This is a genomic window from uncultured Gordonia sp., from assembly GCF_937858515.1.
Taxonomy (GTDB): Bacteria; Actinomycetota; Actinomycetes; order Mycobacteriales; family Mycobacteriaceae; genus Gordonia.
In genome coordinates this window covers 1-23,089 of sequence record NZ_CALLZT010000093.1, presented here as the reverse complement: position 1 = coordinate 23,089, position 23,089 = coordinate 1, and the positions used below count along the sequence as shown (strand labels likewise).

General features: G+C 66.4%; 24 protein-coding genes and 1 tRNA gene. 16 read left to right on the top strand and 9 right to left on the bottom strand.

Features of this window, described 5'->3' with window-relative positions:
* From Q0627_RS08645 to Q0627_RS08605, 9 genes are all read left to right on the top strand, one after another.
* The coding region (locus Q0627_RS08645) for an FAD-dependent oxidoreductase (protein WP_298809065.1) at nucleotides 1-621 on the top strand (621 nt) is incomplete at its 5' end.
* Between the two features lie 81 nt (nucleotides 622-702).
* Nucleotides 703-1,005, top strand: coding sequence for a hypothetical protein (locus Q0627_RS08640; RefSeq protein ID WP_298809064.1), 303 nt, complete (start codon nucleotides 703-705; stop codon nucleotides 1,003-1,005).
* An 84-nt stretch (nucleotides 1,006-1,089) separates the two neighbouring features.
* Nucleotides 1,090-1,166, top strand: a tRNA-Leu gene (locus tag Q0627_RS08635).
* A gap of 41 nt (nucleotides 1,167-1,207) precedes the next feature.
* On the top strand, nucleotides 1,208-1,753 hold the full coding sequence (locus Q0627_RS08630) for a GNAT family N-acetyltransferase (protein WP_291014593.1): 546 nt from the start codon (nucleotides 1,208-1,210) through the stop codon (nucleotides 1,751-1,753).
* 103 nt (nucleotides 1,754-1,856) lie between these two features.
* Complete coding sequence (locus Q0627_RS08625) at nucleotides 1,857-2,069, top strand: hypothetical protein (RefSeq protein ID WP_291014595.1); 213 nt, start codon at nucleotides 1,857-1,859, stop codon at nucleotides 2,067-2,069.
* A 131-nt stretch (nucleotides 2,070-2,200) separates the two neighbouring features.
* Entirely contained in the window at nucleotides 2,201-2,362 is a 162-nt protein-coding gene (locus Q0627_RS08620; RefSeq protein WP_291014598.1) for a hypothetical protein, read from the top strand.
* A gap of 68 nt (nucleotides 2,363-2,430) precedes the next feature.
* On the top strand, nucleotides 2,431-3,855 hold the full coding sequence (locus Q0627_RS08615; RefSeq protein ID WP_291014600.1) for an aldehyde dehydrogenase family protein: 1,425 nt from the start codon (nucleotides 2,431-2,433) through the stop codon (nucleotides 3,853-3,855).
* Nucleotides 3,856-4,051: 196 nt separating this feature from the next.
* Entirely contained in the window at nucleotides 4,052-4,228 is a 177-nt protein-coding gene (locus tag Q0627_RS08610) for a hypothetical protein (protein WP_291014601.1), read from the top strand.
* Between the two features lie 330 nt (nucleotides 4,229-4,558).
* Nucleotides 4,559-5,887: a YibE/F family protein gene (locus Q0627_RS08605; protein ID WP_298809063.1), complete on the top strand. Its 1,329-nt coding sequence runs from the start codon at nucleotides 4,559-4,561 to the stop codon at nucleotides 5,885-5,887.
* Between the two features lie 38 nt (nucleotides 5,888-5,925).
* Here Q0627_RS08605 and Q0627_RS08600 read toward each other — a convergent pair whose 3' ends face one another.
* The 4 genes from Q0627_RS08600 to Q0627_RS08585 form a co-directional block, all read right to left on the bottom strand.
* On the bottom strand, nucleotides 5,926-7,098 hold the full coding sequence (locus Q0627_RS08600; protein ID WP_291014606.1) for an LLM class flavin-dependent oxidoreductase: 1,173 nt from the start codon (nucleotides 7,096-7,098) through the stop codon (nucleotides 5,926-5,928).
* An 84-nt stretch (nucleotides 7,099-7,182) separates the two neighbouring features.
* Complete coding sequence (locus tag Q0627_RS08595; RefSeq protein WP_298809059.1) at nucleotides 7,183-8,097, bottom strand: hypothetical protein; 915 nt, start codon at nucleotides 8,095-8,097, stop codon at nucleotides 7,183-7,185.
* 4 nt (nucleotides 8,098-8,101) lie between these two features.
* Complete coding sequence (locus tag Q0627_RS08590) at nucleotides 8,102-9,772, bottom strand: serine/threonine-protein kinase (protein WP_298809058.1); 1,671 nt, start codon at nucleotides 9,770-9,772, stop codon at nucleotides 8,102-8,104.
* Between the two features lie 104 nt (nucleotides 9,773-9,876).
* Nucleotides 9,877-10,644: a TetR family transcriptional regulator gene (locus Q0627_RS08585; protein ID WP_291017347.1), complete on the bottom strand. Its 768-nt coding sequence runs from the start codon at nucleotides 10,642-10,644 to the stop codon at nucleotides 9,877-9,879.
* A 221-nt stretch (nucleotides 10,645-10,865) separates the two neighbouring features.
* On the opposite strand from Q0627_RS08585, the gene Q0627_RS08580 reads away from it, so the two are divergent.
* The 4 genes from Q0627_RS08580 to Q0627_RS08565 all read left to right on the top strand — a co-directional run bounded on the left by Q0627_RS08580 (nucleotide 10,866) and on the right by Q0627_RS08565 (nucleotide 14,189).
* Entirely contained in the window at nucleotides 10,866-11,948 is a 1,083-nt protein-coding gene (locus tag Q0627_RS08580; protein WP_298809055.1) for a ferredoxin reductase, read from the top strand.
* Nucleotides 11,949-11,984: 36 nt separating this feature from the next.
* Complete coding sequence (locus Q0627_RS08575) at nucleotides 11,985-13,196, top strand: acyl-CoA desaturase (RefSeq protein WP_298809053.1); 1,212 nt, start codon at nucleotides 11,985-11,987, stop codon at nucleotides 13,194-13,196.
* A 100-nt stretch (nucleotides 13,197-13,296) separates the two neighbouring features.
* Nucleotides 13,297-13,659, top strand: a complete 363-nt coding sequence (locus Q0627_RS08570) for a hypothetical protein (protein ID WP_291017341.1) — start codon at nucleotides 13,297-13,299, stop codon at nucleotides 13,657-13,659.
* A gap of 44 nt (nucleotides 13,660-13,703) precedes the next feature.
* Nucleotides 13,704-14,189, top strand: a complete 486-nt coding sequence (locus tag Q0627_RS08565) for a DUF4395 domain-containing protein (RefSeq protein WP_298809050.1) — start codon at nucleotides 13,704-13,706, stop codon at nucleotides 14,187-14,189.
* A 148-nt stretch (nucleotides 14,190-14,337) separates the two neighbouring features.
* Here Q0627_RS08565 and Q0627_RS08560 read toward each other — a convergent pair whose 3' ends face one another.
* From Q0627_RS08560 to Q0627_RS08540, 5 genes are all read right to left on the bottom strand, one after another.
* Nucleotides 14,338-15,309, bottom strand: coding sequence for a Ppx/GppA phosphatase family protein (locus tag Q0627_RS08560; RefSeq protein ID WP_298809047.1), 972 nt, complete (start codon nucleotides 15,307-15,309; stop codon nucleotides 14,338-14,340).
* The gene (locus tag Q0627_RS08555; RefSeq protein WP_291017335.1) at nucleotides 15,302-15,808 is read right to left on the bottom strand and encodes a DUF501 domain-containing protein; all 507 of its coding nucleotides are present in this window, start codon (nucleotides 15,806-15,808) and stop codon (nucleotides 15,302-15,304) included. The genes Q0627_RS08560 and Q0627_RS08555 overlap by 8 nt, the downstream gene beginning before the upstream one ends.
* Nucleotides 15,805-16,575 (bottom strand): septum formation initiator family protein, encoded by a 771-nt coding sequence (locus Q0627_RS08550; protein WP_298809044.1) that lies wholly within the window; start codon nucleotides 16,573-16,575, stop codon nucleotides 15,805-15,807. Before Q0627_RS08550 ends, Q0627_RS08555 begins: the two co-directional genes overlap by 4 nt.
* Nucleotides 16,576-16,660: 85 nt before the next feature.
* Nucleotides 16,661-17,950 carry a phosphopyruvate hydratase gene (eno, locus tag Q0627_RS08545; protein ID WP_298809066.1) on the bottom strand — a complete coding sequence of 430 codons (1,290 nt, stop codon included), beginning with the start codon at nucleotides 17,948-17,950 and terminating at the stop codon, nucleotides 16,661-16,663.
* 146 nt (nucleotides 17,951-18,096) lie between these two features.
* Nucleotides 18,097-18,792 (bottom strand): lytic transglycosylase domain-containing protein, encoded by a 696-nt coding sequence (locus tag Q0627_RS08540; RefSeq protein ID WP_298809041.1) that lies wholly within the window; start codon nucleotides 18,790-18,792, stop codon nucleotides 18,097-18,099.
* A 325-nt stretch (nucleotides 18,793-19,117) separates the two neighbouring features.
* Between Q0627_RS08540 and efeU the strand changes: the two genes are divergently transcribed.
* The 3 genes from efeU (at nucleotide 19,118) to efeB (ending at nucleotide 22,715) form a co-directional block, all read left to right on the top strand.
* The gene (gene efeU / locus Q0627_RS08535) at nucleotides 19,118-20,047 is read left to right on the top strand and encodes an iron uptake transporter permease EfeU (RefSeq protein ID WP_291017326.1); all 930 of its coding nucleotides are present in this window, start codon (nucleotides 19,118-19,120) and stop codon (nucleotides 20,045-20,047) included.
* A gap of 9 nt (nucleotides 20,048-20,056) precedes the next feature.
* A complete protein-coding gene (gene efeO / locus Q0627_RS08530; RefSeq protein ID WP_298809037.1) occupies nucleotides 20,057-21,265 on the top strand; it encodes an iron uptake system protein EfeO in 1,209 nt (402 codons plus the stop codon).
* Nucleotides 21,266-21,377: 112 nt separating this feature from the next.
* On the top strand, nucleotides 21,378-22,715 hold the full coding sequence (gene efeB, locus Q0627_RS08525; RefSeq protein ID WP_298809035.1) for an iron uptake transporter deferrochelatase/peroxidase subunit: 1,338 nt from the start codon (nucleotides 21,378-21,380) through the stop codon (nucleotides 22,713-22,715).
* Nucleotides 22,716-23,089 lie beyond the last annotated feature (374 nt).

The window sequence follows — 23,089 nt, the reverse complement described above, 5'->3', positions numbered from 1 at the left end:
CCCCCCCCCGAGGCGGTGAACAGCGCCGAGTGCGACGAGGCCGACCTGGTCCCCGTGGCATCGAAACGGTTCGCGGCGACCCCCCGGGACCGCCCCTCCCCCCCCGCCGAGGCCCTGCCCCGGGCCCCCGGGGGTGTCGCGCGGCCCCCCCCCTGGTTGGGCCCCGGGCGCCGCGCCCTCCGCCCCCGCCGCGACGCGGTGGCCATCCAGTCGGCGATGCGCCACGACGACCGGCTCATCATCGTCGGCGGCGGACTGATCGGCCTCGAACTCGCGTCGAATGCCGCCCAGGCCGGCAAGTCCGTCACCCTGCTCGAGGCCACTGATCAGATCCTCGGCGACAGCCTCCCCGCCCCGCTCGCCGATCACTTCGCCGACCTGCACCGTGCCCACGGCGTGAACCTGTTGACCCAGGCGACGGTCACCAACGCCACCCCCGACCGCGTCGACGGCAACGGATTCGACACCCCATCCCACGGCCACGTCATCGTCGCGGCCGGCGCCGGACCGGCCACCGCGCTGGCGAGGTATTCGGAAATCAGCTCTCGCACAACGGGTATCCGGACGGATGGGAATCTGCGCACGAGTGGGCGGGCCCCGAACGCGGCGGGCGAGGTATAACGGACCCCGCCCCGGATCACGGCCCCGCCCCCTCGTGGCGGGCACTGGCTCACCGCCCGCGGACAGGGCAAGGCCGTCGCCATGACGGTACTCGCCGATCTCGGCTTCGAGATCGAGCCCGGCGTCCCGCCGATCCCGATAGCCCGGACCGAGCAGTACGGCGTCGGAATCCAGATGATCGGCTGGCCACAATTGGGCGACCGCCTCGAGGTCACCGGATCGCTCGATGACTACGACGCCACCGTCCGCGTCTACGACGGCTTCCAGATGGTCGGCGCCGTCGGCTTCGGCGACCACGCCGACTGCTTCGACTTACGCGACGAGCTCGACCAATCGCTTGCGCCACTGAGTATTCCGCCCGCCCGCATCGGCCTGGTCGGCTAGCACGCCCTAGATCCGACCCGGGATCACCTGATCTCGGACGCTGCCCTAGCCTTGGAACCACCGGGCCATTGCGTCGCGGCGTGCGCCCCTATAGCCCAATTGGCAGAGGCAGCGGACTTAAAATCCGCCAAGTGTCGGTTCGAGTCCGACTGGGGGCACCACATCACCACACGACGTGACCCAGCCGACGTAGGCTGGGCCGATGGGTCCTTCACAGCAGACCGTGATGCTCCGCCCGGCGACACTTGACGACGTGCCGCTGCTCCAGGCGTGGGACCGGGAACCGCACGTCATCGCATGTAGCACCGATGATCCGACCGCCACAACAGCTTTCGATGGCAGTGACTGGGCCGAGGAAATCGCCGGGGCGAGCGACGTCAGTTACCACCTGATCGCGGAGGTCGACGGACGACCGATCGGGGCGATGCAGATCATCGATCCGCTCGCCGAACCGACCCACTACTGGGGCGAGGTGGAACCGAACCTCCGGGCCCTCGACATCTGGATCGGCGAGAAGGACGCGCTGGGCCGTGGATACGGAACCGCGATGATGACCGAGGTGATCGACAACGCCTTTGCCGACCCGTCGACGGTCGCGATCATCATCGATCCGCTGAACTCGAACACCGATGCGCATCGCTTCTATCAGCGGCTCGGATTCCGCATCGTCGGGAGGCGGACATTCGACGGCGACGACTGCCTGGTCCACAGGCTTGACCGGGCGGTGTGGCAGGAGAGGACTCGGTAGGGACGACCGGCGGACTTGCGGAGCACCGCGCGAACGTGCGCGCGATCCGGACCGCTACCGTGAGTGTTCAGGGTCCACACGATCAGCAGGAGTCGTTCAACTCGTGACCACCACTGTCATCGCGGCCGCTGACGGCGACGCCGCGCTCCTCACCCTCGGTATCGCGCTCTACGCCGCGGTCATCCTGGTGTGCGTCGGGGTGTGCGTGAACGCGCTCGCCAATCACCGTAAACAGCTGGCCATCGGCACGGGAGCCACCGTGATCGCGCTCAGCATCGCGGGCGTGGTGGTGGCGATCCTCAGCAGCATCGCCTGAGGTCACCGGCGCCACGATCACCGGTGGCACGGAGACCAATGGACCACATCCAGAACCGCTTTCCGGGACGAAGGTCACCGCTACGTCCATCCCGGCTTGCGTGTTCACCTTCGCCCCGTAATATCCGGCTCATGATCGAGGACCTCAACAAGGCCGCCAAGAAAGTCGGGCTCCATGTCGCCGCTGCGAAGAAGGACGACCTCTTCACGATCCGCAAGATCAAGAACGGTAAGCAGGTCGCCAAGAACGTCACCGCGGCCGAAGTGAAGAAGATCATCAAGAAGCACGCGTGATCACCTGCGCGCTCGCGTGATCGGTGACATATTCGCTTAGTCACGTCAACGTCGCCGGAGGAGCACCCATGCGCGAGATCACCAAGTTCTATATCGACGGTAAGTGGGTGGAGGCCGCCGATCCCGTCCTGCTCGACGTCATCAACCCGGCCACCGAGCAGGTCGCCGGACACGTGGCGATCGGCAACGCGCAGGACGTGGACATCGCGGTCACCGCGGCCCGCCGTGCATTCGCAGACTGGAGCCGGACGACGGTGGCCGAGCGCGTCGACGCTCTCAACGCCATCATCGCCGAATACCAGAAGCGCATGGGCGATCTGGCAGCCGCGGTCACCGAGGAGATGGGCGCACCGGATGCGCTCGCCGCGGGCGCTCAGGTGCCCATCGGGCTCGCCCATCTGATGACGGCGGCCGCGCAGCTTCCGGGATTCTCCTTCGCCGAGGATCGTGGCACGTCGCGGGTGGTGAAGGAGCCGATCGGCGTGTGCGGTTTCATCACCCCGTGGAACTGGCCCCTCAATCAGCTCACCTGCAAGATCGCGCCCGCATTGGCCACCGGCTGCACGATAGTGGTCAAACCGTCGGAGGTGGCCCCGTTCAGCGCCGCGATCCTCGCCGAAATCATTGATACGGCAGGCCTTCCGGCAGGTGTGTTCAATCTGGTCAACGGCGACGGCCCCGGTGTGGGCGCAGCATTGTCCAGCCACCCGGACATCGACATGGTGTCGATCACGGGAAGCACCCGTGCGGGCATCGAGGTGGCCAAGGCAGCCGCGCCCACGGTCAAGCGGGTCGCGCAGGAACTCGGCGGCAAGAGTCCCAACGTGATTCTCGATGACGCGTCACTGGCCAAGAACGTCGCAGGCGGTGTGCTGTCGGTGATGACCAATTCGGGACAGTCCTGCAACGCACCCACCCGCATGCTCGTTCCCGCGGCACGCATGGACGAAGCCATTGAGGCAGCACAATCAGTCGCGGACAAGCTGACGGTCGGCGCTCCCGACAGCGGTGCGCGCCTGGGTCCGGTGGTGTCGCAGGCTCAATTCGACAAGATCCAGACTCTCATCCAGTCCGGGATCGACGCCGGTGCCACCGTCGCGTTCGGCGGCACCGGACGGCCCGACGGATTATCTGAGGGCTACTACGTGCGTCCGACGGTGTTCGCGAACGTCGACAACAACATGGAGGTCGCTCGCACCGAGATCTTCGGTCCGGTCCTGGTGATCATCGGCTACGACGACGTCGACGACGCGGTGGCCATCGCCAACGACACCGAGTACGGCCTTGCCGGTTACGTGTCGGGTGACGACACCGACGCCGTGCGTTCGGTCGCCTCGCGCATCCGGGCCGGACAGATCTTCATCAACGGGGCCGGACCCGACCCGTCCACACCGTTCGGCGGCTACAAGCAGAGCGGTAACGGCCGCGAGTGGAGCGACTACGCCTTCGACGACTTCCTCGAGGTCAAGTCACTGCTCGGCTACACGGTCTGAGCGGCACGTCCGCGGGGCATGTGTCCCCCGTACGGGCGAATTGTCTACGGATGTGCACTGTTTTGGCCAGAGTGCTTTATACCACCGGCCCCGGTCGGTATAGTCGGCCGCAGCCCCGATTGCGGGGAAAAGTTATGGCACTGACACCTTGTACGCCAAGGTGGCCGGCAGCCACCAACGATATCGAGGAGTAGCAGTGAAGAAACGAATCGCCGTCGGATTGGGTACGGCTGCAGCGGCCTTCGCAATCACCGGAGCCGTTGCCCCGACCGCATCCGCTGCGCCCGTCGAGAAGGCACCGTACTACTCGATCGGTTCGGTCAGCGTGTGCGTCCACATCCCGATCGGACAGTTCCGCATCTCGATCTGCTGATCAGGTCCGTCCGGAATCGACAACAGGACACCGATCCCCCTGCCGACCCCGGCAGCGGGATCGGTGTCCTGCATTGTTCCTGAAACGCCTCGAATATCTCGCTGAACGCAGCGCCGGCGACAGCTCGTCGGGTGTGGTCGGCGTCAGCACCCGCACCGCAGGTGGGCGGCACCTCCGGTCCAGCTCCGCGCACGCAGGTTCGGAATCCTCTAGGGTGGCCGCGTGACCCCCTCTCGTCCCGGCGGACCCGGAAACAGTCAACCCGGACACAGCCATTCCGGACACGATCATGCGAGCCGACATTCCCACGGGCACGGGCATTCTCACGATTTGTCCGCGATCGCCGCGAACTTCTCCCCGCTGGCCCGCTACATCGTCATCGGTGCGCTTAGCCTGATCGGGCTCACGGTGGCGGCGGGGGCGATCGTGCTGTGGCCCTCCTACAGCGACCATCCGATCCCCACCCAGTTCCGGGCCGCGGACGGCGGCTCGATCACCACCGTCGACGCCGAGATCTTCGAGCAGCAGCGGGCGAACTGTCTCAACCCCCTGAGCGGAACGGTCCAGGACACCGCCGACATCGCGCTGGAGAACGCGGGTGCGGGCCCGTGCATCCAGAACATCGTCAAACTGACATCGGGGCAGTACAAGGGGAGGTTCACGCTGCTGGAGGTCCCGACCAATCGGGCTCAGTCGGGTAAGAGCCCCGACAGCATGGCCGTCGACAAGCGCACCCTCGACGACCCGCAGCCGGGCCAGCCGACGCTGCATGTCGGCGACAAGATCAAGGTCGCGGCCACCCCGGCTCCCGACGGCGGTGTCCGCTACGGATTCTTCGACTTCCGTCGCGGAACGCCGACGATCATCTGGGCGCTCGCGTTCTTCGCGGCGATCGTACTGGTCGCGTCGTGGCGTGGCCTGCGATCGATTCTGGGGCTGATCTTCGCGTTCGCCGTGCTCGGCTTCTTCACCCTGCCCGCGATCCTCGAAGGCAGTTCACCGGTGGCGGTGGCCATCGTGTCGTCGGCGACGATCCTGTTCGTCGTGCTGTATCTGGCGCACGGGGTCAGCATGCGGACCAGTTCAGCGCTGCTGGGCACATTGGTGTCGTTGTTCGTGGCGGGCGCCTTGTCGGCGCTGGCGATCAGCACGATGAAGCTGACCGGCCTGTCCGGCGACCAGACGATGAATCTGCAGGTCTACCAGGGCAACATCTCGATCAGCGGGTTGCTGCTGGCCGGTTTCATCATCGGGGCGCTCGGTGTACTCAATGATGTCACGATCACCCAGGCGTCGGCCGCGTTCGAACTGGCCGCCGCGGGTGAGCCGTCGCGGCTGGCGACGTTCCGGGCGGCGATGCGGGTGGGCCGCGACCATATCGCCAGCACCGTGTACACGCTGATCTTCGCCTACGCGGGCAGCGCACTACCGCTGTTGCTGCTGTTCTCCGTGGCGCAGCAGCCGTTCGGTTCGCTCGTCACCACCGATGCGGTGGCCGTGGAGTTGGGCCGCTCGTTCGTCGGTGGTATCGCTATCGCACTGTCTGTGCCGTTGACCACTGCGATAGCCGCGGCCCTGACCTCACCCGCCGGTGTAGTCACCACAGAGCACGAGCCGGCGCCCCGCCGCGCCGGGGGAAGGCATGCCCGGCCGGACTGACCGAGCCGGCGATGTGACACGCCGATGTGGCCGACGTCCTACGAGGATGCGGCCCGCAGCGTCGGCAGGAATGCGCCGTGCACGACGTCACCACCCTGGTCCTGCTCGACCAGCCCGAGCCGCGCCAGCTGCGGACGCACCCCCTCGCCGAAGTGGTACGCCTCCTCCAGGTGCGGATACCCCGACAGAATGAAGTGGTCGAGCCCGAGCGCGTGGTATTCGGCGATCCGTTCGGCGACCTCGCGGTAGGAACCGACCAGCGCAGTGCCCGCACCGCCACGTACCAGACCCACACCGGCCCAGAGGTTGGGGTAGATCTCCAGCGAATGCGGGTCGGCGTCGTTGTCGAAGGCGGCTCCCGCGCTGTGGAGGTCGAGCATGCGGCGCTGGCCCTCGGACTCGGACCGCGCCAGATTGGCCTGCGCGGCCGCCACGGTCTGCGGGTCGAGCCCGGACAGCAACCGGGCGGCTTCAGCCCACGCCTGTTCCGAGCTCTCGCGGGCGATCACGTGCAGACGGATGCCGTAGTCGAGCGTGCGTTGTTCGCGTTCGGCGAGTCCGGAGATCCACGAGATCTTCTCCGCGACCGCGTCGGGCTTCTCACCCCACGTCAGGTAGGTGTCGGCATGGCGGGCGGCGACCGTTCCCGCCGCCGGCGACGAGCCGCCGAAGAATACCTGCGGCAACGGATCCGGGCGACGGCCGAGCACTGCGTTCTCCACCCGCACATGGCTTCCGGAGAAGTTCACCGGCTCGTCGGACTCCCACAACCTGCGCACGACGGTCAGGAACTCGTCGCCACGCTCGTAGCGGGCCTCCTTGGTGAGGAAGTCGCCGAACGCACGCTGTTCACTGGCCTCACCGCCGGTCACAACATTGACGTAAAGCCTTCCCTGCGAGTGCCATTGGAAGCTCGCGGCCATCTGGGCGGCGAGCGTGGGGCTGGTGAGTCCGGGCCGGAAGGCGACCAGGAACTTCAGCGTCTCAGTGGCGTCGATCAGCGCCGCGGTGGTCAGCCAGGCATCCTCGCACCACAATCCGGTGGGGGTGAGCACCGCTTCGAAGCCGTTGGTCTCGGCTGCGGCGGCGAGTTGCTTGAGATATCGCAGGTCGGCGCGGCGGTCGCCGGACATCAAGCTGCCATGGCCGCCGGCCATCAGATTGCGGGAATCACCGTACGTGGGCAGGAACCAATGAAAATGCGCGGACACACCAGGCAGTGTGTGTCCGACACCATCGCCGGTCCAGGTTTGAAATCGCCCTGACCGAAAACGCACGATCCGGGCCGGCGGCGGTCAGCACCGTCCCCGGGGAAGCTTTCTGAGCATCGTGTCGAGTTGTTGTGCAACGACATTGATCGCCGCGACGCCACTGTCGAGGGAGGCTCCCTGCGTGGCCATCGCGATCGCCGTCATCGTGCCGTCACTGTGTGTGACCAGGCCGATCTGGCGGACCACCTCCCCCGAGAACGGGCCCGGACCCCAACCGCCCTTGACCGCCGTCGATGACGGTGCGGCCATCGCCTCCACACCCCACTGTTGATTGCCGGCGACCTGCCCCATGAGCGCGAGCACATGCTCGGTACCGGCCATGCACGGAAGGTGGGCGGTAAACGCGGCCGCCGCGGCCAGGGGCCACGTCGTCTGGCCGAAGGTGGTGAATCCAGCGCGCAGTTGTGCACTCGGCACCGTGGTGGTGGTGTCGCCGGCCTCGCGCAGTATCGCGGTCACCGCGGCCGCGGCATCGGTATCAGATCCGATTGAAGCCCAAAGACTTTCGGCCGCGGAGTTGTCGGACTCGACGATCGCCCGGGTTTGCGGTGCGGACTGACCGCCCGCACGCTCGGAGGCGACCGCGAGCGGCACCTTGATGGTCGACCAGGCCACCATCGGTGTCTGATCACCCGCGGTGATCACCGGCTCGGATTTCCCGACCGGGACGATCGCGACGCCGACCGGCTGACCGGCACGCCCGATCGCACCTTCGAGGGCGGACACCAGGAGGGTCCGGTGCGCCGAGGCTGATGACGTGGGCGTCCGCGACGGTACCGGGGCACTGACGGGCGTCGCGGTCACCGTTACCGTCGACGTCGTCACCGGCGGCAGCACGCCGTCACCACCGCCGCCGCACCCGGTCGTCGCCCCCGCGGTCATCAGCACCGCGGCCGACACCAACACGGCGCGACGACCCGGTCCGTGAAGAATTCGCATCCTCTCAGTAAATGTGAACGACGGCGTTGTTTCCGCCGCGACACACCACGATCCCCCCTGCCGGGGCACAGGACATGCGGTAGGTGTCGCCGGTGATCGGACTGCTCGCGACGATCACCCGCGCCTGCCCCTTGGGACCGGCGGCCAGGTACGCGGCGCGGACGTTGACCGCGAACCCGCAGCTCGTGGGCGTGCCGGTCCCGACGCCGACATCGCTGTTGCACTGCGACGTATTGGGCGGCGGTCCGGGGTCCGTCGTTGTGGTCTGCACCTGCGTGTCCTGCGTGGGCGTCACGGTCGTGGTGACCAAGGCCGTCGACTTCCCTTCCTGTGAGCCGTCTCCGGAACCCTTGCTCAGCAACAGAAAACCGCCCACTGCGAGCAGACCGACGAGCGCCACGGCGATGATGCCGATGATCGGGATCAGCATATTGCGGTCACGTCCGCCACCGGACGGCCGATAGCCTTGCGGCCCTGTCCGATACGGACTCGCGGCGGGAACATAAGGTCCGGTGCCCTGCGGCCCGGTGCCGTATGGCGCGCCACCGTAGGGACCGGTCCCCTGCGATGCCGCGAACTGCTGGGACGGGCCGTAGGGGGTGGTGCCCGAGGCAGGCGCACCCGACCCGAAGCCCGCAGTGCCCGGACCCGCACCCGGTCCTGTTGGATACTTCTGCGCGCCAAACGGATTCGACCCGGGAGGAATCGTTGCGGAATAGCCGGGCCCCGAGTGATCGAGCCCCGAGTGATCCGGCCCCGACAGCGCGGCACCGCGGATCTGTGTCTGCTGGTACTGCTCGGCACCGTAGCCAGGTGGTGCCGCAACCGGCGGGGGCACCTGCCCCGGACCGGCGAGCGCGGCCCGGCACGCGTGAGCCAGGTCGCGGCCCGTGGCGTACCGGCGTGCCGGGGCTGTGGCCAGTCCCGTCTCGATGACGGTGTCGAAACTTGCCGGAACTCCCGCCTTGACGGTGCTGACCCGCGGCGGGGCGTCGAAAAGCGCGGCCCTGATCGCCGAACTGACAGTGCTCGCCGGATGCGGCACCCGCCCCGTCAGGCATTCGAAGAGCACGCACGTCAACGCGTAGATGTCACAGGCCGCCGTGATGGGGGTGTTCTCGAACATCTCCGGCGCCATGTAGGCCAGCGACCCGATCGCGCTACCGGCCTGGGTGAGCCGGGTGTCGTCACCGGCGTGCGCGATACCGAAGTCGACGAGATGGGCGAAGTCGTTGTCGGACAACAGGATATTTTCCGGCTTGACGTCGCGGTGTACCAGTCCGTCGCGATGGGCCGCGTCGAGCGCGGCGGCGACCTGCTCGACGATGGCGACGGCCCGCTCCGGGCTCAGTGCTCCCCCGTCCCGCAGCACGGCGCGCAGGTCCTTGCCGTCCACCAGGCGCATGTCGAGGTACAGCACGCCGTCGATCTCGCCCCAGTCGTGAATGGGGATGATGTGCGGCTCACCGAGGCGCGCCACCACCTGTGACTCGCGGCGGAATCGTTGCTGATAGGTCGGATCGGCGGCCTGGCCCTGCGACAGGATCTTCAGGGCGACGAAGCGGTCCTTGGCGGTGTCGTACGCGCGATACACCTCGCCCATGCCGCCGCGGCCGATGAGTTCGTCGAGGCGATAGTGCCCGAACATGCTTCCCGCCCGATTCTGCCCAGTCATGCGCTCAGCATATTCACGGACTCGGACATTCGAGGCGTCAGCCGCAAAGCCCGTCCGGTTGATCGACGCCCAGGGGCGAATCCGACGCCTCTGTACCGCCGGCGTCAGTGATCACGCCGCGAACGCCACCGGTCCATGCCCAGGAACACCAGCACCAGTTGCCGTTCGACCCGGTCGATCACCTCGCGCTCCAGACCTCTGCCCCGATAGTCGCTGTCGAGGTACTCCGCGACCGAGGTCAGCATGATCGTCACGATCAGATCGGCGACCATTTCCAGATCTTCGGCGTCCCAGGCCGACAGATCCGGCAGCCGGGCCAGGTCGATCGCCAGTTCCTTGGCGAACAACCGGCGTTCGGTGTCGATGGCGCGCCGGACCTCGGTGACGCCACCGTGTTGTTCGCGGATCAGGAAGCGGAACGCCGATTCGTCCTCTCTGACCTGGTTGAACAGGATGTCGATCGACGTACGTACAGTGGGCAGCGCCTGCCGGGCGGCGAGGTCGCGACGACCGTCGCGCAAGGTGCGGCGCAGCACCCGCATCGAATCCTCGACGAGGGTGACGCCCAGGTCCTCCATCGACGCGAAATGCCGGTAGAACGCGGTGGGAACGATACCCGCGCCCCGCGCCACCTCACGCAGGCTGATGCTGGCGAAGCTGCGCTCGGACACCAGGTCGAGCGTGGTGTCGAGCAGCGCCTGACGCGTGCGGCTCTTGCGGTCGGCGCGACTCTCGGCGTCGGCGCGTTTGGGGTCGGCACGTGCGGCGCCTGCGCGCGTGGAAGCCGGGCGGGAGGTGCCGCCCCCGTCACCATCGCCCGATTCGGCACGCCGCCCACGCGATGTGCGGGTCGAGTTTCCGGTACGGGTCACGCAGTCGAGTCTAAGTCGTGCCGCGCGGCCACGACGACACCGCCCACGTCAAGCGCCTCCGGGTCGATCGGCGCATACACCACAGGGCGTGACAGCACTCACATCGGTTCGCACTTGACCACCACACCGGTACATGTGCCACACTCATTCGTGTACAGATGTTCACTCAAAAACGAGAACACGCCCATTCTCGCGAACACAGAACGAACGGAGAGCCCCCGATGAGTATTCGACTTCCCAAGCTTGTCGGTTCGATCGTGGAGGCCGCCCTCACACCGCATCCGGTGGACAGCTACCTCGAACTGGTCGACCCCAGCCTCACCTGGCGCGACGTGCGCGCCACGGTCGTCGGCGTCAGCCGCCCCACCGAGCGCACAGTGCGCCTCTCGCTCCGCCCGACCCGCCAGTGGAAAGGCCACAAAGCAGGCCAGTACCTGCAGCTCAGCGTCGTCATCGACGGAGTCCGGCACAGCCGCTGCTACTCGCCGGCCAACGCCTCGGCGGGTGCCTGGAGCCCCATCGAACTGACCATCACCGCCCACGACGACGGCTTCGTCTCCACCTACCTGCGGGACAACGCCCGCGAGGGAATGGTGCTCGGCGTCTCGCAGGCACAGGGTGAGTTCGTCCTGCCGGCGCAGCTGACATCGGCGGTCTTCATCAGCGGCGGCAGCGGAGTTACACCTGTACTCTCAATGCTGCGTACACTGGTCGCCAAGAAGTTCACCGGACCCGTCACCTTCCTGCATTACGACCGCACCCCCGCCGACGTCTCCTACCGAGCCGAGCTCGCCGCCCTGGCCGCCGCCAACGGCATCGACCTGCGGCTGTTCTACACCCGCGGCGACGCCGAGAACCCCGGTGAGCACTTCACCGCGGCCCACCTCAAGGACATCGACGGATTCGCCGACGCCGACCTGTTCGTCTGCGGCCCGCCCGCACTCATGGACGCGGTCACCGCGCACGTCACCGACTCCGGACTCACCAACAACGTCCATTCCGAGGCCTTCGTGCTCGCCGCCCCGATCGCGGTCGACCCCAACGAACCCATCACCGGCGAACTGTCCTTCACCAAGGCCGGCAGCAACGCCACCAACGACGGACGCACCATCCTCGACCAGGCCGAATCCGCCGGCCTCAAACCCGCATCCGGCTGCCGGATGGGCATCTGCTTCTCCTGCACCGCGGTCAAGAAGACCGGCTGCACCCGCAACGTCCTCACCGGCGAACTCAACACCGAAGCCGACGCCCAGATCCAGATCTGCGTCAACGCCCCGGTCGGCGACGTCGACATCGAACTCTAGTAACTAAAACCCATCGATTTCACGGAGGTAGCCATCATGGCAACGCCCATCATTGCGTTCCGCAAGCCCAACTCATTCCGCAAGCCCGTCGCCGACACCGCTCCCGCCGACACCACGCCCGCCGGCGACGACCGCATCACCGAGATCAACCTGACCTTCGAGCAGGTCGAGGCACTCGGCCGCGAACTCGACGAACTGCGGGCCCGCGTCGTCGCAGACCTCGGCCAGAAGGACCGCGACTACCTGTACAACATCGTCCGCGTGCAGCGCGGCCTCGAAGTCGGCGGCCGTGGCCTGCTGTACCTCGGCTTCCTGCCGCCCGCGTGGATCGCCGGCGTCGCCGCGCTGTCGGCGTCGAAGATCCTCGACAACATGGAGATCGGCCACAACGTGATGCACGGCCAGTACGACTGGATGCGCGAGGACAACTACAACTCGCGTGAATTCGAGTGGGACAACGTGTGCCCCGGCGACCAGTGGAAGCACAGCCATAACTACCTGCACCACACGTTCACCAACATCGTCGACATGGACCGCGACATCGGCTACGGCGTCCTGCGCATGTCCCGCGACCAGGATTGGAACCCCTACTACCTGGGCAACCTGGCCTACGCGACCGCGCTGATGCTGCTGTTCGAGTGGGGCGTCATGCTGCACGACCTCGAAGCCGACAACCTGATCGCCGGCAAGCGCAAGTGGTCCGACGTCAAGCACCTGGCCAAGGGCATGTGGCGCAAGGCCCGCAAGCAGGCACTCAAGGACTACATCGTGTTCCCGGTCCTGACCGGCCCGCTGTTCGTGTCCACCCTGCTCGGCAACGCCACCGCCAACATCGTGCGCAACATCTGGGCGTACTCGATCATCTTCTGCGGCCACTTCCCCACCGGCACGCAGACCTTCACCAAGGAGGAGTGCGAAAACGAGACCCGCGGCCAGTGGTACCTGCGGCAGATGCTGGGTTCGGCCAACATCGACGGCGGCACCCTGTTCCACATCATGAGCGGCAACCTGAGCCACCAGATCGAACACCACCTGTTCCCCGACATCCCCGCCAGCCGGTACCCGGCGATGGCCGTCGAGGTCCGGGAGATCTGCGAACGCTACGGTCTGCCCTACAACACCGGCTCGTTCCGGCATCAGCTGTGGTCGACCTGGACCAAGATCGCCAAGCTGTCGGTGCCCAACTCCTGGACCCGCGACGACGACATCGTCGTCAACATCGAACGCAAGAAGGAAGCCGCAGCCTGATCGGTTGCGCCACGCTCACAACCGCCCTCCACCGCACCTGCTCGACGCGGTGGAGGGCGGTATCGTCGTGACACCGGCATCATCGAAGAGAGGGACTCACATGGTCGACCGCCTCGAACGCAACAAGGACATGATCCAGGAACTGGTCGAATCCACCGCCGTCCACGTGGGCTCGATCACCACCATCATCACCAAGGCCGTCGCCGACGTCGCCAGGGAGGTCGGCGACATCATCACCGACGGCTTCGAGATGCGTGAGGCCGCGAAACTGGCCAAACAGGACGAGTCGCGCCGCGTTGTCGACGCCGACGACCCCGAACTCGACGACTACACCGATGTCCCCGGTACCGACGCCGCGGACGCCGCGCTGACCGAGGATCCCCTCGAGGTACCCACCCTCGACGCCGAGATCGTCGACCCGCCCGCCCTCGACGTATCGCCCGAGCAGCAACAATCACGCTGACCACAACGCTGTTGTTCCGGCGCCGCCCCGGCTAGTCTCACCCGGTGGCGTCCTCCGTGTTCACCTTCCCCAACCCGGTCAACGACTACGCGGCCCGCTCCACAGCGGGACTGGTCGTGGTGCTGGCCGTGGTCACCATCATCGTCGATCATCCGGTGCTGTACGCGGTGCTCGCCCTGGGCTTCGCGTTGCGCGTAATGTCCGGGCCCACGCTGTCGCCGTTCGGCCAGCTGTCGGTGCGGTTCATCGTGCCCAAGATCTGGCGCAAGACCAAGCTGGTGCCGGGCCCGCCGAAACGATTCGCCCAAACCATCGGACTCGTCCTCACCACGGTCGCGCTGATCCTGAGTCTGGCCGGTGCGGGTGTCGCCGCCCAGATCACCGTCGGCCTCGTCGTGGTCGCGGCCACGCTCGAAGCTGTTCTCGGCTTCTGCCTCGGCTGCACGATCTTCGGCTTCCTGCAGCAGCGCGGCGTTATCCCCGAGTCGGTGTGCGAGGCCTGCAACAACATCAACCTGCGAACGGTGTGACGCGACCGGCCATCGTGATCCCTGAAGGCCGAAGTGAGGTAAGAGCGAGGGTCTCGAAGGGTCCGGTGACCTTCCGATACCTCACCGGTGCACCTCGGAACGAGCGGGTTCGAGACACGGTCGGCTCGCAAGCTCGCCCGACAGCTCCTCAGGGATCAAGAAGGGGCAACAGACCGAGGGCGATGCCGTCGAGGATGTCGTGTTCGCTGACCACGAGTTCGGTGATCCCCGCACGCCCGGAAAACTCCCGCGCCAGTTGCATGGTGACCAGCGAACCGCCGCCGATGACGTCGACGCGGCCCGGATGCATCGGGCCGAGTTCGGCGCGATCAGCCCTCGTCATCGCGATCAGCCGCTCGCATACGGAGTTCAGGTCGGGCAGCGAGATACGGGACAGGTGGATTACGTCGGAATCGTATTCGGGCAATCCCATCCCGATAGCCGACAGCGTGGTCATGGTGCCGGCCACCCCCACCCAGGTCCGCGCCTGTTCGACGGGAACCGCGGCAAATGCCTGAGCCAGCCTCTCCGACGCGAATTCTGTTGCGGCAACTAGCTCTTCGGCGGTGGGTGGGTCCGAGTACAGAGCACGTTCGGTGAGCCGGACGCAACCGATGTCGGCCGAGTAGGCCGCCCGCACGCCATCGGCGTCGCCGAGCACCACCTCCGTGGAGCCGCCACCGAGATCGGTGACCACGAAAGGTCCCGCAGCCGGATCCAACTCGCCGACGGCCCCACGGAACGACAGCCTCGCCTCCTCGTCGCCGGTGATCACCTCGGCCACCGCACCCGGCACCACCCGGCCCAGCAATCGCGCCGTCATCGCGAAGAAGTCGTCACGGTTGGCCGCGTCTCGGGTCGCCGATGTGGCCACCATCCGGACCCGTTGCACGCCTTGGGAAATCATCACCTCGACGTAGTCGGCGAGCGCGACGCGGGTACGTTCGATCGCTTCGTCGAGGAATCTGCCGGTCGCGTCGACACCCTCGCCGAGACGCACCACCCGCATCTCGCGGTGCAGGTCGATAAGACGACCGGACTCGTCGGGCCGCGCCACGAGCAAGCGGATCGAATTGGTACCGCAATCCACGGCCCCGACGATCGCGGACCGCTCAGTCATCGGTGATACCCGGCCAGTCGGCGGGAATCGCGGTGCCCGACAAGCCGTTCCGGCCGGCCAAAGCCACCGCCTCGTCGCCGAAAGGATTCAGCCCCGGCCCCTTCGCCAGCGAATGAGCGATGAGCACGTGCAGGCATTTGACGCGGTCGGGCATGCCGCCACCGGAAAAGTCGGTGCCGAGGGATTCGATGGCGTCACGCTCGGCCAGGAACGATTCGTGCGCGCGGCGGTATGCCGCGGCAACCTCCGGCTCGGCTTCCAGGCGCGCGGTCATATCCCGCATCACCCCCGCCGATTCGAGGCGGCTCGCTTCGGCAGTCAGCCGCGGATCGGTCAGGTAGTACAGCGTCGGAAACGGGGTGCCGTCGGGTAGCCGGGGCGCGGTCTTGACCACCGCGGGAACACCATCGGGGGTGTAGTAGGCGATCTCGATGACACCTCGCGGTTCACGGCCGAGCTGACGTGCGACGACGTCCAGGTCGGCCTGCGATGCGCTCACTTCTTCGGCGGTGTGGCCACCGCTTGCCAGAGATTGGAGTACCACGGGTTGTCGGCATGTTCGGCGGCCTTGCGTTCGGCGGCCTTCCGGGCATCATCGCCCGGGTACATCATCACCACGGCCTTCTCTCCCGGATACACAAAATGCAGACGCTCCCGGGCCTGCGCTTCGATGTAGGCGGGATCGTTCTGCTCGTTGATCTTCTGCTCATAGTAGGCGATCTGTTTGCGCAGCTCCGAGTTCGATGCCGACAGCCGTGCGAACTCGGACCGGTCGGACATCGAATTGCGCAGCGGCGCGGACAAGGTGAGCGCCACCGCGATCGCGGCGACGATCACGATCAGCGCCATGCCGATCGTCCGATTGGACCACCGATTCGTCAACCCGGCCAGCCGGTCCACCACGCCGTGTTTGCGCCCCGACGCCGCAGACCTCGACCTCCGGCCCGACCCGCGGCTCCGCGACGACTTCGCCGAGCCGGACGTCCTCGACGCCCTGGCCTTGATCCCACCGGCGTCTGCTCCCCCGGCTTTCACACCGGACGAGCCGTCGGGTTCCGTGCCGTCCGAGTCGCTCGGCTCAGCGGCTGTCCGGGTACCCCGGTCCAGCGGCGCGAGACGAGAGCGTCCGGTACCGCGCGGCGGCGGATCGTCGCCGGACTGGTTGAACACTTCGGTGAGATCGTGCTCGCCGGAATCGGTGAGTTCGTCGACGTCGAACGGTATGGCCGAGCGCCGCTCGGTGACCGACGCCGACGGACGCGACACCGACGGACGCGAACGGGCGGACCGTCGCGCCCGCGTGGCACGCCGATCCGCCCGTCTGCCCTCTGATGCCATAGGGCCTAGCTAATCATGAACCTGCCGAAAACCGGGGGAAGGCGGTGTCTCCGGCGTAGCGTGCCGCGTCACCCAGACCTTCCTCGATGCGCAGCAGCTGGTTGTACTTGGCCACGCGCTCGCTACGGGCGGGGGCGCCGGTCTTGATCTGACCACTGCCCACGGCGACGGCGAGGTCGGCGATGGTGGTGTCCTCGGTCTCGCCCGAGCGGTGGCTCATCATCGTCTTGTAGTTGGAGAAGTGCGCCAGTTCCACCGCGTCGAGGGTTTCGGTGAGGGTGCCGATCTGGTTCACCTTCACCAGCAGCGCGTTGGCGATGCCGTTCTCGATACCCTGCGCCAGGCGTTCGGGGTTGGTGACGAACAGGTCGTCGCCCACCAACTGAACCTTGTCACCGATCGCGGTGGTGAGGTTGGCCCAGCCGTCCCAGTCGTCCTCGGCAAAGGCGTCCTCGATCGAGACGATCGGGAAGTCGGCGACGAGCTTCTCGTAGTACGGGACGAGATCGTCGCTGGAGAACTTCTTGCCCTCGAGCGAGTACACGCCGTCGGCGAAGAACTCGGTGGACGCCGCGTCGAGCGCGATCGCGATGTCGCTGCCGAACTTGAATCCGGCCTTCTCCACGGCCTCGCCGATGACGGCGATCGCGGCGTCGGTGTTGGCCAGGTCGGGGGCGAAACCGCCCTCGTCGCCGAGCGCCGTGTTCAGGCCCTGCTTGTGCAGCACCGACTTGAGCGCGTGGTACACCTCGGCACCCCACTGCAGCGACTCCTTGAAGGTGTTCGCTCCGATGGGGGCGATCATGAACTCCTGGAAGTCGATGCCGTTGTCGGCGTGCTCACCGCCGTTGATGATGTTCATCATCGGCACCGGCAGGATCCGGGCGTTGGGGCCGCCGATATAGCGATACAGCGGCAGGCCCGCGGATTCGGCGGCAGCCTTCGCCACGGCCAGCGATACACCGAGGATCGCGTTGGCGCCGACCCGGCCCTTGTCCGGGGTGCCGTCGACCTCGATCATCGCCTGGTCGACCAGCCGCTGCTCGTCGGCCTCGAATCCGCCACCGACGACCGCGGGTGCGAGTTCGTCGATCACACCGCGGACGGCCTTGGTCACGCCCTTGCCGTTGTAGCGGTCGCCACCGTCACGCAGTTCGACGGCCTCATGCTCGCCGGTCGAGGCACCCGAAGGAACCGCCGCACGGGCCAGCGTGCCGTCGTCCAGAAGAACCTCGACCTCGACGGTCGGGTTGCCACGCGAGTCGAGAATCTCACGCGCGCCTACCTGATCGATGATTGCCACAGTCACGCCCCTATCGGTGAACTAAATGCCGGCACGCTCGACGTACCGGCGCGGGATGTCCAAAAGCCTAGTTGACGACGCCGGTAGCCGGGCACCGACACGGTCGCGGGCCGGTGAGCGCTGCGGACCTGATGGTGTGCGCGTGGTCAGTACCTCACGTTGATCGAGTAGGCGTTCGCGTGGTCGCGGACGTCGAGCACGTACTGCCGGGAGTTGTTGTAGACGCGGACCGCGCGCTCCCAGCCTTCCGGGGTGGTCATGTCCCCGTGCGCGGAAACGCACAGGTAGCGGGCCGCCGACAGCGCCGCGTCGTCGAGGTTGTCGGGGCTCGCCTTCCCGTCGCCGTTCGCGTCGACGCCGTAGCGCTGCCAGGTCTCGGGGATGAACTGAAACGGACCCATCGCCCTGTCGTAGGTCGTGTCGCCGTCGAGTCGGCCGCCGTCGGTGTCGGTGATCTTCAGGTTTCCGCGCGTCCCGTCGAGCGCGACCCCACGGATATGGGGTGAGGTGTCACCGTCGGCGGCGATCCTGGCGCCCCGATGGCGACCGTGTTTGCTCTCGACGGCCGCGATCCCGGCCAGGGTGGTCCAGCCGATCCCGCATTCGGGATGCTGCTGGCGCTGGATCTCGGCTGCGTTCCCATACGCGGTCAGCGCGGTGGCCGGGATCCCGGTGGATTTCGCGATCGGCGCGGCCCAGTCGGCGAGCAGGTCCGCGGTTCGCCCCGGGGCGTTGATGTCGATGTACGGCTGAGGAGTTCCCACGCCGGGCGGCTCGCTGTCGGGTATGTCGGGCCGCGACGGGAGACTCAGGCACGCGGTCGTTCCCAGAGCCACTGCCATCACGACCAGGATCGCGGCGGTCACCGCCGCGGGTGAGCGGCCGGCTGGCCGAACTGAGGACACCCTTAGAAACACCCACGGATTCCTCCGGCTTTCGGCTACCTTCTTCACTCATGACCCCCACTTCACCCATCGCAGCACCCGGAACGTGATCCCGGTGGGCGTGAATACCCATCCGGGTGCGCCCAAAGTCCTTATCGTCAGTTCAACTCCCGGGTCCCCCCTTCCGGTTCCCGACCGCCGAGGATTACCGTAGGCGTGGTTAGCCTCACCGAATCCAACCGTCTCCGGGTCGCAACGGTGGTGCGCACAGCAAAGGACCAGCATGAACCTGCTTCTCGCGGATGGGCCCTCGGTCGGCTCGCAACTGTTCGGCAGCGCCCTCATCGGAGTTCGCGAAGGTCTCGAAACGGGCATTGTCGTCATGGTCCTCATCGCATTCCTGATCAAATCGGACCGTCGGGACGCATTGAAATGGGTGTGGGCCGGGGTCGCCCTCGCGGTGGCGATGACCCTCGGTGCGTTTCTGATCATTCATCTGGGTACTTCGACGATCAGCAATTTGACCGCCGAATTGATCGCCGGAATCGCTTCGCTGGTCGCCGTGGTGATCGTGACCACGATGATTCTGTGGATGAGCAAGGCCTCGGTGCACATTTCCTCGGACCTGAAATCGGGAATGACCGACGCACTGGTGCGCGGCGGTCCGGCGGTGATGGGTCTGGCCTTCCTCGCCGTGGGCCGGGAAGGCTTCGAGACCGCGTTGCTGATGGTGGGCTACGCCGAAAGTGTGTCGGGCGGGCTGTGGCCACTGATCGGGCTGGTCCTCGGGGTCCTGATCGCCATCGCCCTCACGGTGCTCATCTACCGCGGTGCCATCCATCTCGACTTTCACAAGTTCTTCTTCTACACCGGGCTTTTCCTCATCCTGGTCGCCGCGGGAATCCTGTCGTACGGGGTGCGGGCCCTGCAAACCTATGGATGGCTGCCCGGGATCGATTCGATGGCGTTCGATTTCTCCGCACACTACGACCAGTCCTCGTGGTATGGAACACTTCTGGCCGGAATCTTCAACTTCCGGCCAGATCCCACCGTGTTACAGGTGATCGCGTGGTCGGTGTATCTGGTCGTGGTGCTCGTATTGTTCGTGCGAGCCAATCGACGCCCAGCGGCCAAGCACGCACCCGCGGGCAGCACCTCCCCCGACTCTGATCCCCCGTCACAAGCCCCGGCCGCATCCGGTGCCGGTATCTGAAAGGAATCCATGGTGATTCAACGCATTGCCAAACCCGCCGCGTTCATCTCGCTCGCGGTGGCCACCCCCCTGATCCTCGCCGGATGTACCGACAAAGCCGACGAGGACGCCATCAAGGTCACCTCAACCAAGACCGAATGTGACCTCGACAGCACCGAGGCGCAGACCGGAGACGTCGACTTCTCCGTCACCAACAACGGCACCAAGGTCACCGAGTTCTACGTGTACGGCAACAACAACCGGGTTCTCGGCGAGGTCGAGAACATCGGCCCCGGCGTCACCGGCAATCTGACCGTCGAGATCACCGACCCGGGCACCTACACCGTCGCCTGCAAACCGGGCATGGTGGGCTCGGGCATCCGCAAGGAACTCAAGGTCACCGGCGACAAGAAGGAGAAGTCGCAGGCACCGGCCGACGTCAACGCCGCCCGCGAACGGTACCTGGACTACGTGCGCGGCCAGCTCGACGGCCTCGTCGCGCAGGTCACCGACTTCACCAACAAGGTCAAGAGCGGCGACCAGGACGGCGCCCGCGCCATGTTCGGCCAGGTGCGCACCTTCTACGAGCGCATCGAGCCGGTCGCCGAGTCGTTCCCCGACCTCGACCCCAAGATCGACATGCGCTGGGACGACACCGAGGGCGGCAAGACCGAGTTCACCGGCTTCCACCGCATCGAACGTTTCCTGTGGCCCCCGCAGGCCGCGGAGATCGGTGACAAGCCCGGCCAGATCTCGCCCGACGACGCCGCCGACGCCAAGGCCAAGGACAACGCGGAGTCGATCGCCGCGATCGCCGACGGCCTGCTCAAAGACGTCACCGCCCTCAAGGACGAACTCGGCAAGTCCGACTTCAGCTTCGAGACGCGCATGTTCGTCGCGGGCCCGCAGGCACTGATCGACGAGGTCGCCGCCACCAAGGTCGACGGCGAAGAGGACCGCTACTCGCACACCGACCTGTGGGACTTCGCCGCCAACGTCGACGGCTCGGAGACGCTGATCGCCGAACTACAGCCGATCATCGCCGGCAAGGACCAGGCGCTCATGGACAAGATCACCGAGCAATTCAACGGTCTGCGCGCCACGCTCGACAAGTTCCGCGAAGGCGACGGCTACGTCACCTACACCAAGGTGACCGCCGAGCAACGCAAGGAATTCTCCAACCAGATCGACGCGCTGTCGGCGTCGCTGTCGAAGGTGCCCGGTCTCGTTCTCAACTAGTAGTCCGACAATCAGTAGTCCGACACCGCGGAGTGTCGCTGTCATCCGGGTGTGACAGCGACACTCCGCATCGGTCGTCACCAGCCCGGTGCGCAGCAACTCAGGAGAAGCCATGACCGACGACCAGTCCTCACCGCCGGAGGTGCCGGAGGCGAAAGCACCCGAGGGCGGCCACCGGGGTAACGGTGTGTCGCGCCGCAAGGTGATCGCGGGTGCGGGCGTCGGTGTGGCCGCAGTCGCCGCGACCGGATTCGCCGTCGGCCGGACCACTGCCCCCGACGACGGTCCGTCGGGCGATCAGGTCGTCCCGTTCCGCGGGCAGCATCAGGCGGGCATAATCACCGCAGCCCAGGACCGGCTGCATTTCGCGAGCTTTGATGTCATCACCGACAAACGCGACGAACTCGTCGCCATGCTCAAGGAATGGACCGCGGCGGCCGAACGGCTCACCCACGGAGACGAGACCACGCCCGGCGGCGCGGTCGGCCTCGGCGATTACACTCCCCCGTCCGACACCGGTGAGGCACTCGGTCTCACGTCGGCACATCTGACCCTGACGATCGGCTTCGGGCCGAGCCTGTTCGGGCCGACATCGGTGAATCCCAAGCAGCGCGACCGATTCGGGCTCGCTGCCCGCAAACCCACCGGGTTCGACGAACTCCCGATGTTCGCCGCGGAGAAGATCGAGACCTCACGCTCCTACGGCGACATCTGCGTTCAGGCGTGCGCCGACGACCCTCAGGTGGCGGTCCACGCCATCCGCAACCTCGCCCGGATCGGGATGGGTGTGGTGGCGGTGCGCTGGTCGCAGCTCGGCTTCGGCCGCACCGCGTCGACCTCGACTTCGCAGGCCACTCCGCGAAACCTGTTCGGGTTCAAGGACGGAACCAACAACCTGCACGCCGAGGAACCCGAACTGCTCGACAAATGGGTATGGGTCGACAAGGCCGACAATCCGTCCGCCGCGCAGTGGATGACCGGTGGAACCTACCTGGTGGCCCGCCGCATCCGCATGGACATCGAGCCGTGGGACCGGGCCAATCTGCTCGAACAGGAACAGATCGTCGGACGCCTCAAGGGCAACGGCGCACCGCTGGGCCAGCACAAGGAATTCGACGAACCCGACTTCGACATCACCTCGTACGGTGTCCCGTTGATTCCCAAGGATGCTCACGTGCGGCTGGCGCACGAGAAACACATCGGCGTGCGGCTGCTGCGCCGCGGTTACAACTTCACCGACGGCTCGGACGGCTTCGGCCACCTCGACGCAGGCCTGTTCTTTATCGCGTTCAACCGCAATACCGCCAAGCAGTTCGTCCCGATGCAGCAAGAGCTGTCCCGCAAGGACGCGATGACCGAATACCTGATCCCCAACGCCTCAGCCACATTCGCCATCCCGCCCGGCTTGGGCAAGGACGAATACTGGGGCCAGCGTCTTTTCGAGGGCTGACCCAGGAGCCTCAACTCACCGGCCCCTTCGAGACGCGTCGGCTCGCAAGCTCGCGCGACGCCCTCAGGGATCAAGAAGGCCGACCGCCCCAGGTCAAAGCAACCAACCCCCTTGACCAGGATCAAGACGGCCGACCGGCCTCACCACACCGAAGCGACAATCGTCTCGAACCCCGAGGCCAAAGCAACCAAAATTCTTGATCCCCGAGACCGAAGGGACCAATCTTCTTGATCCCTGAGGCCGAAGCGACGAAGGAGCGAAGGTCACGAAGGGTCCGGTGACCTTTCGACACCTGACGCCACCCCCTCGAACCCTAACCCCAATACCGTTCAGTTAAGGTCGTTGAGGGTGTAGCCTGGTGGTGTGCCGCGTGC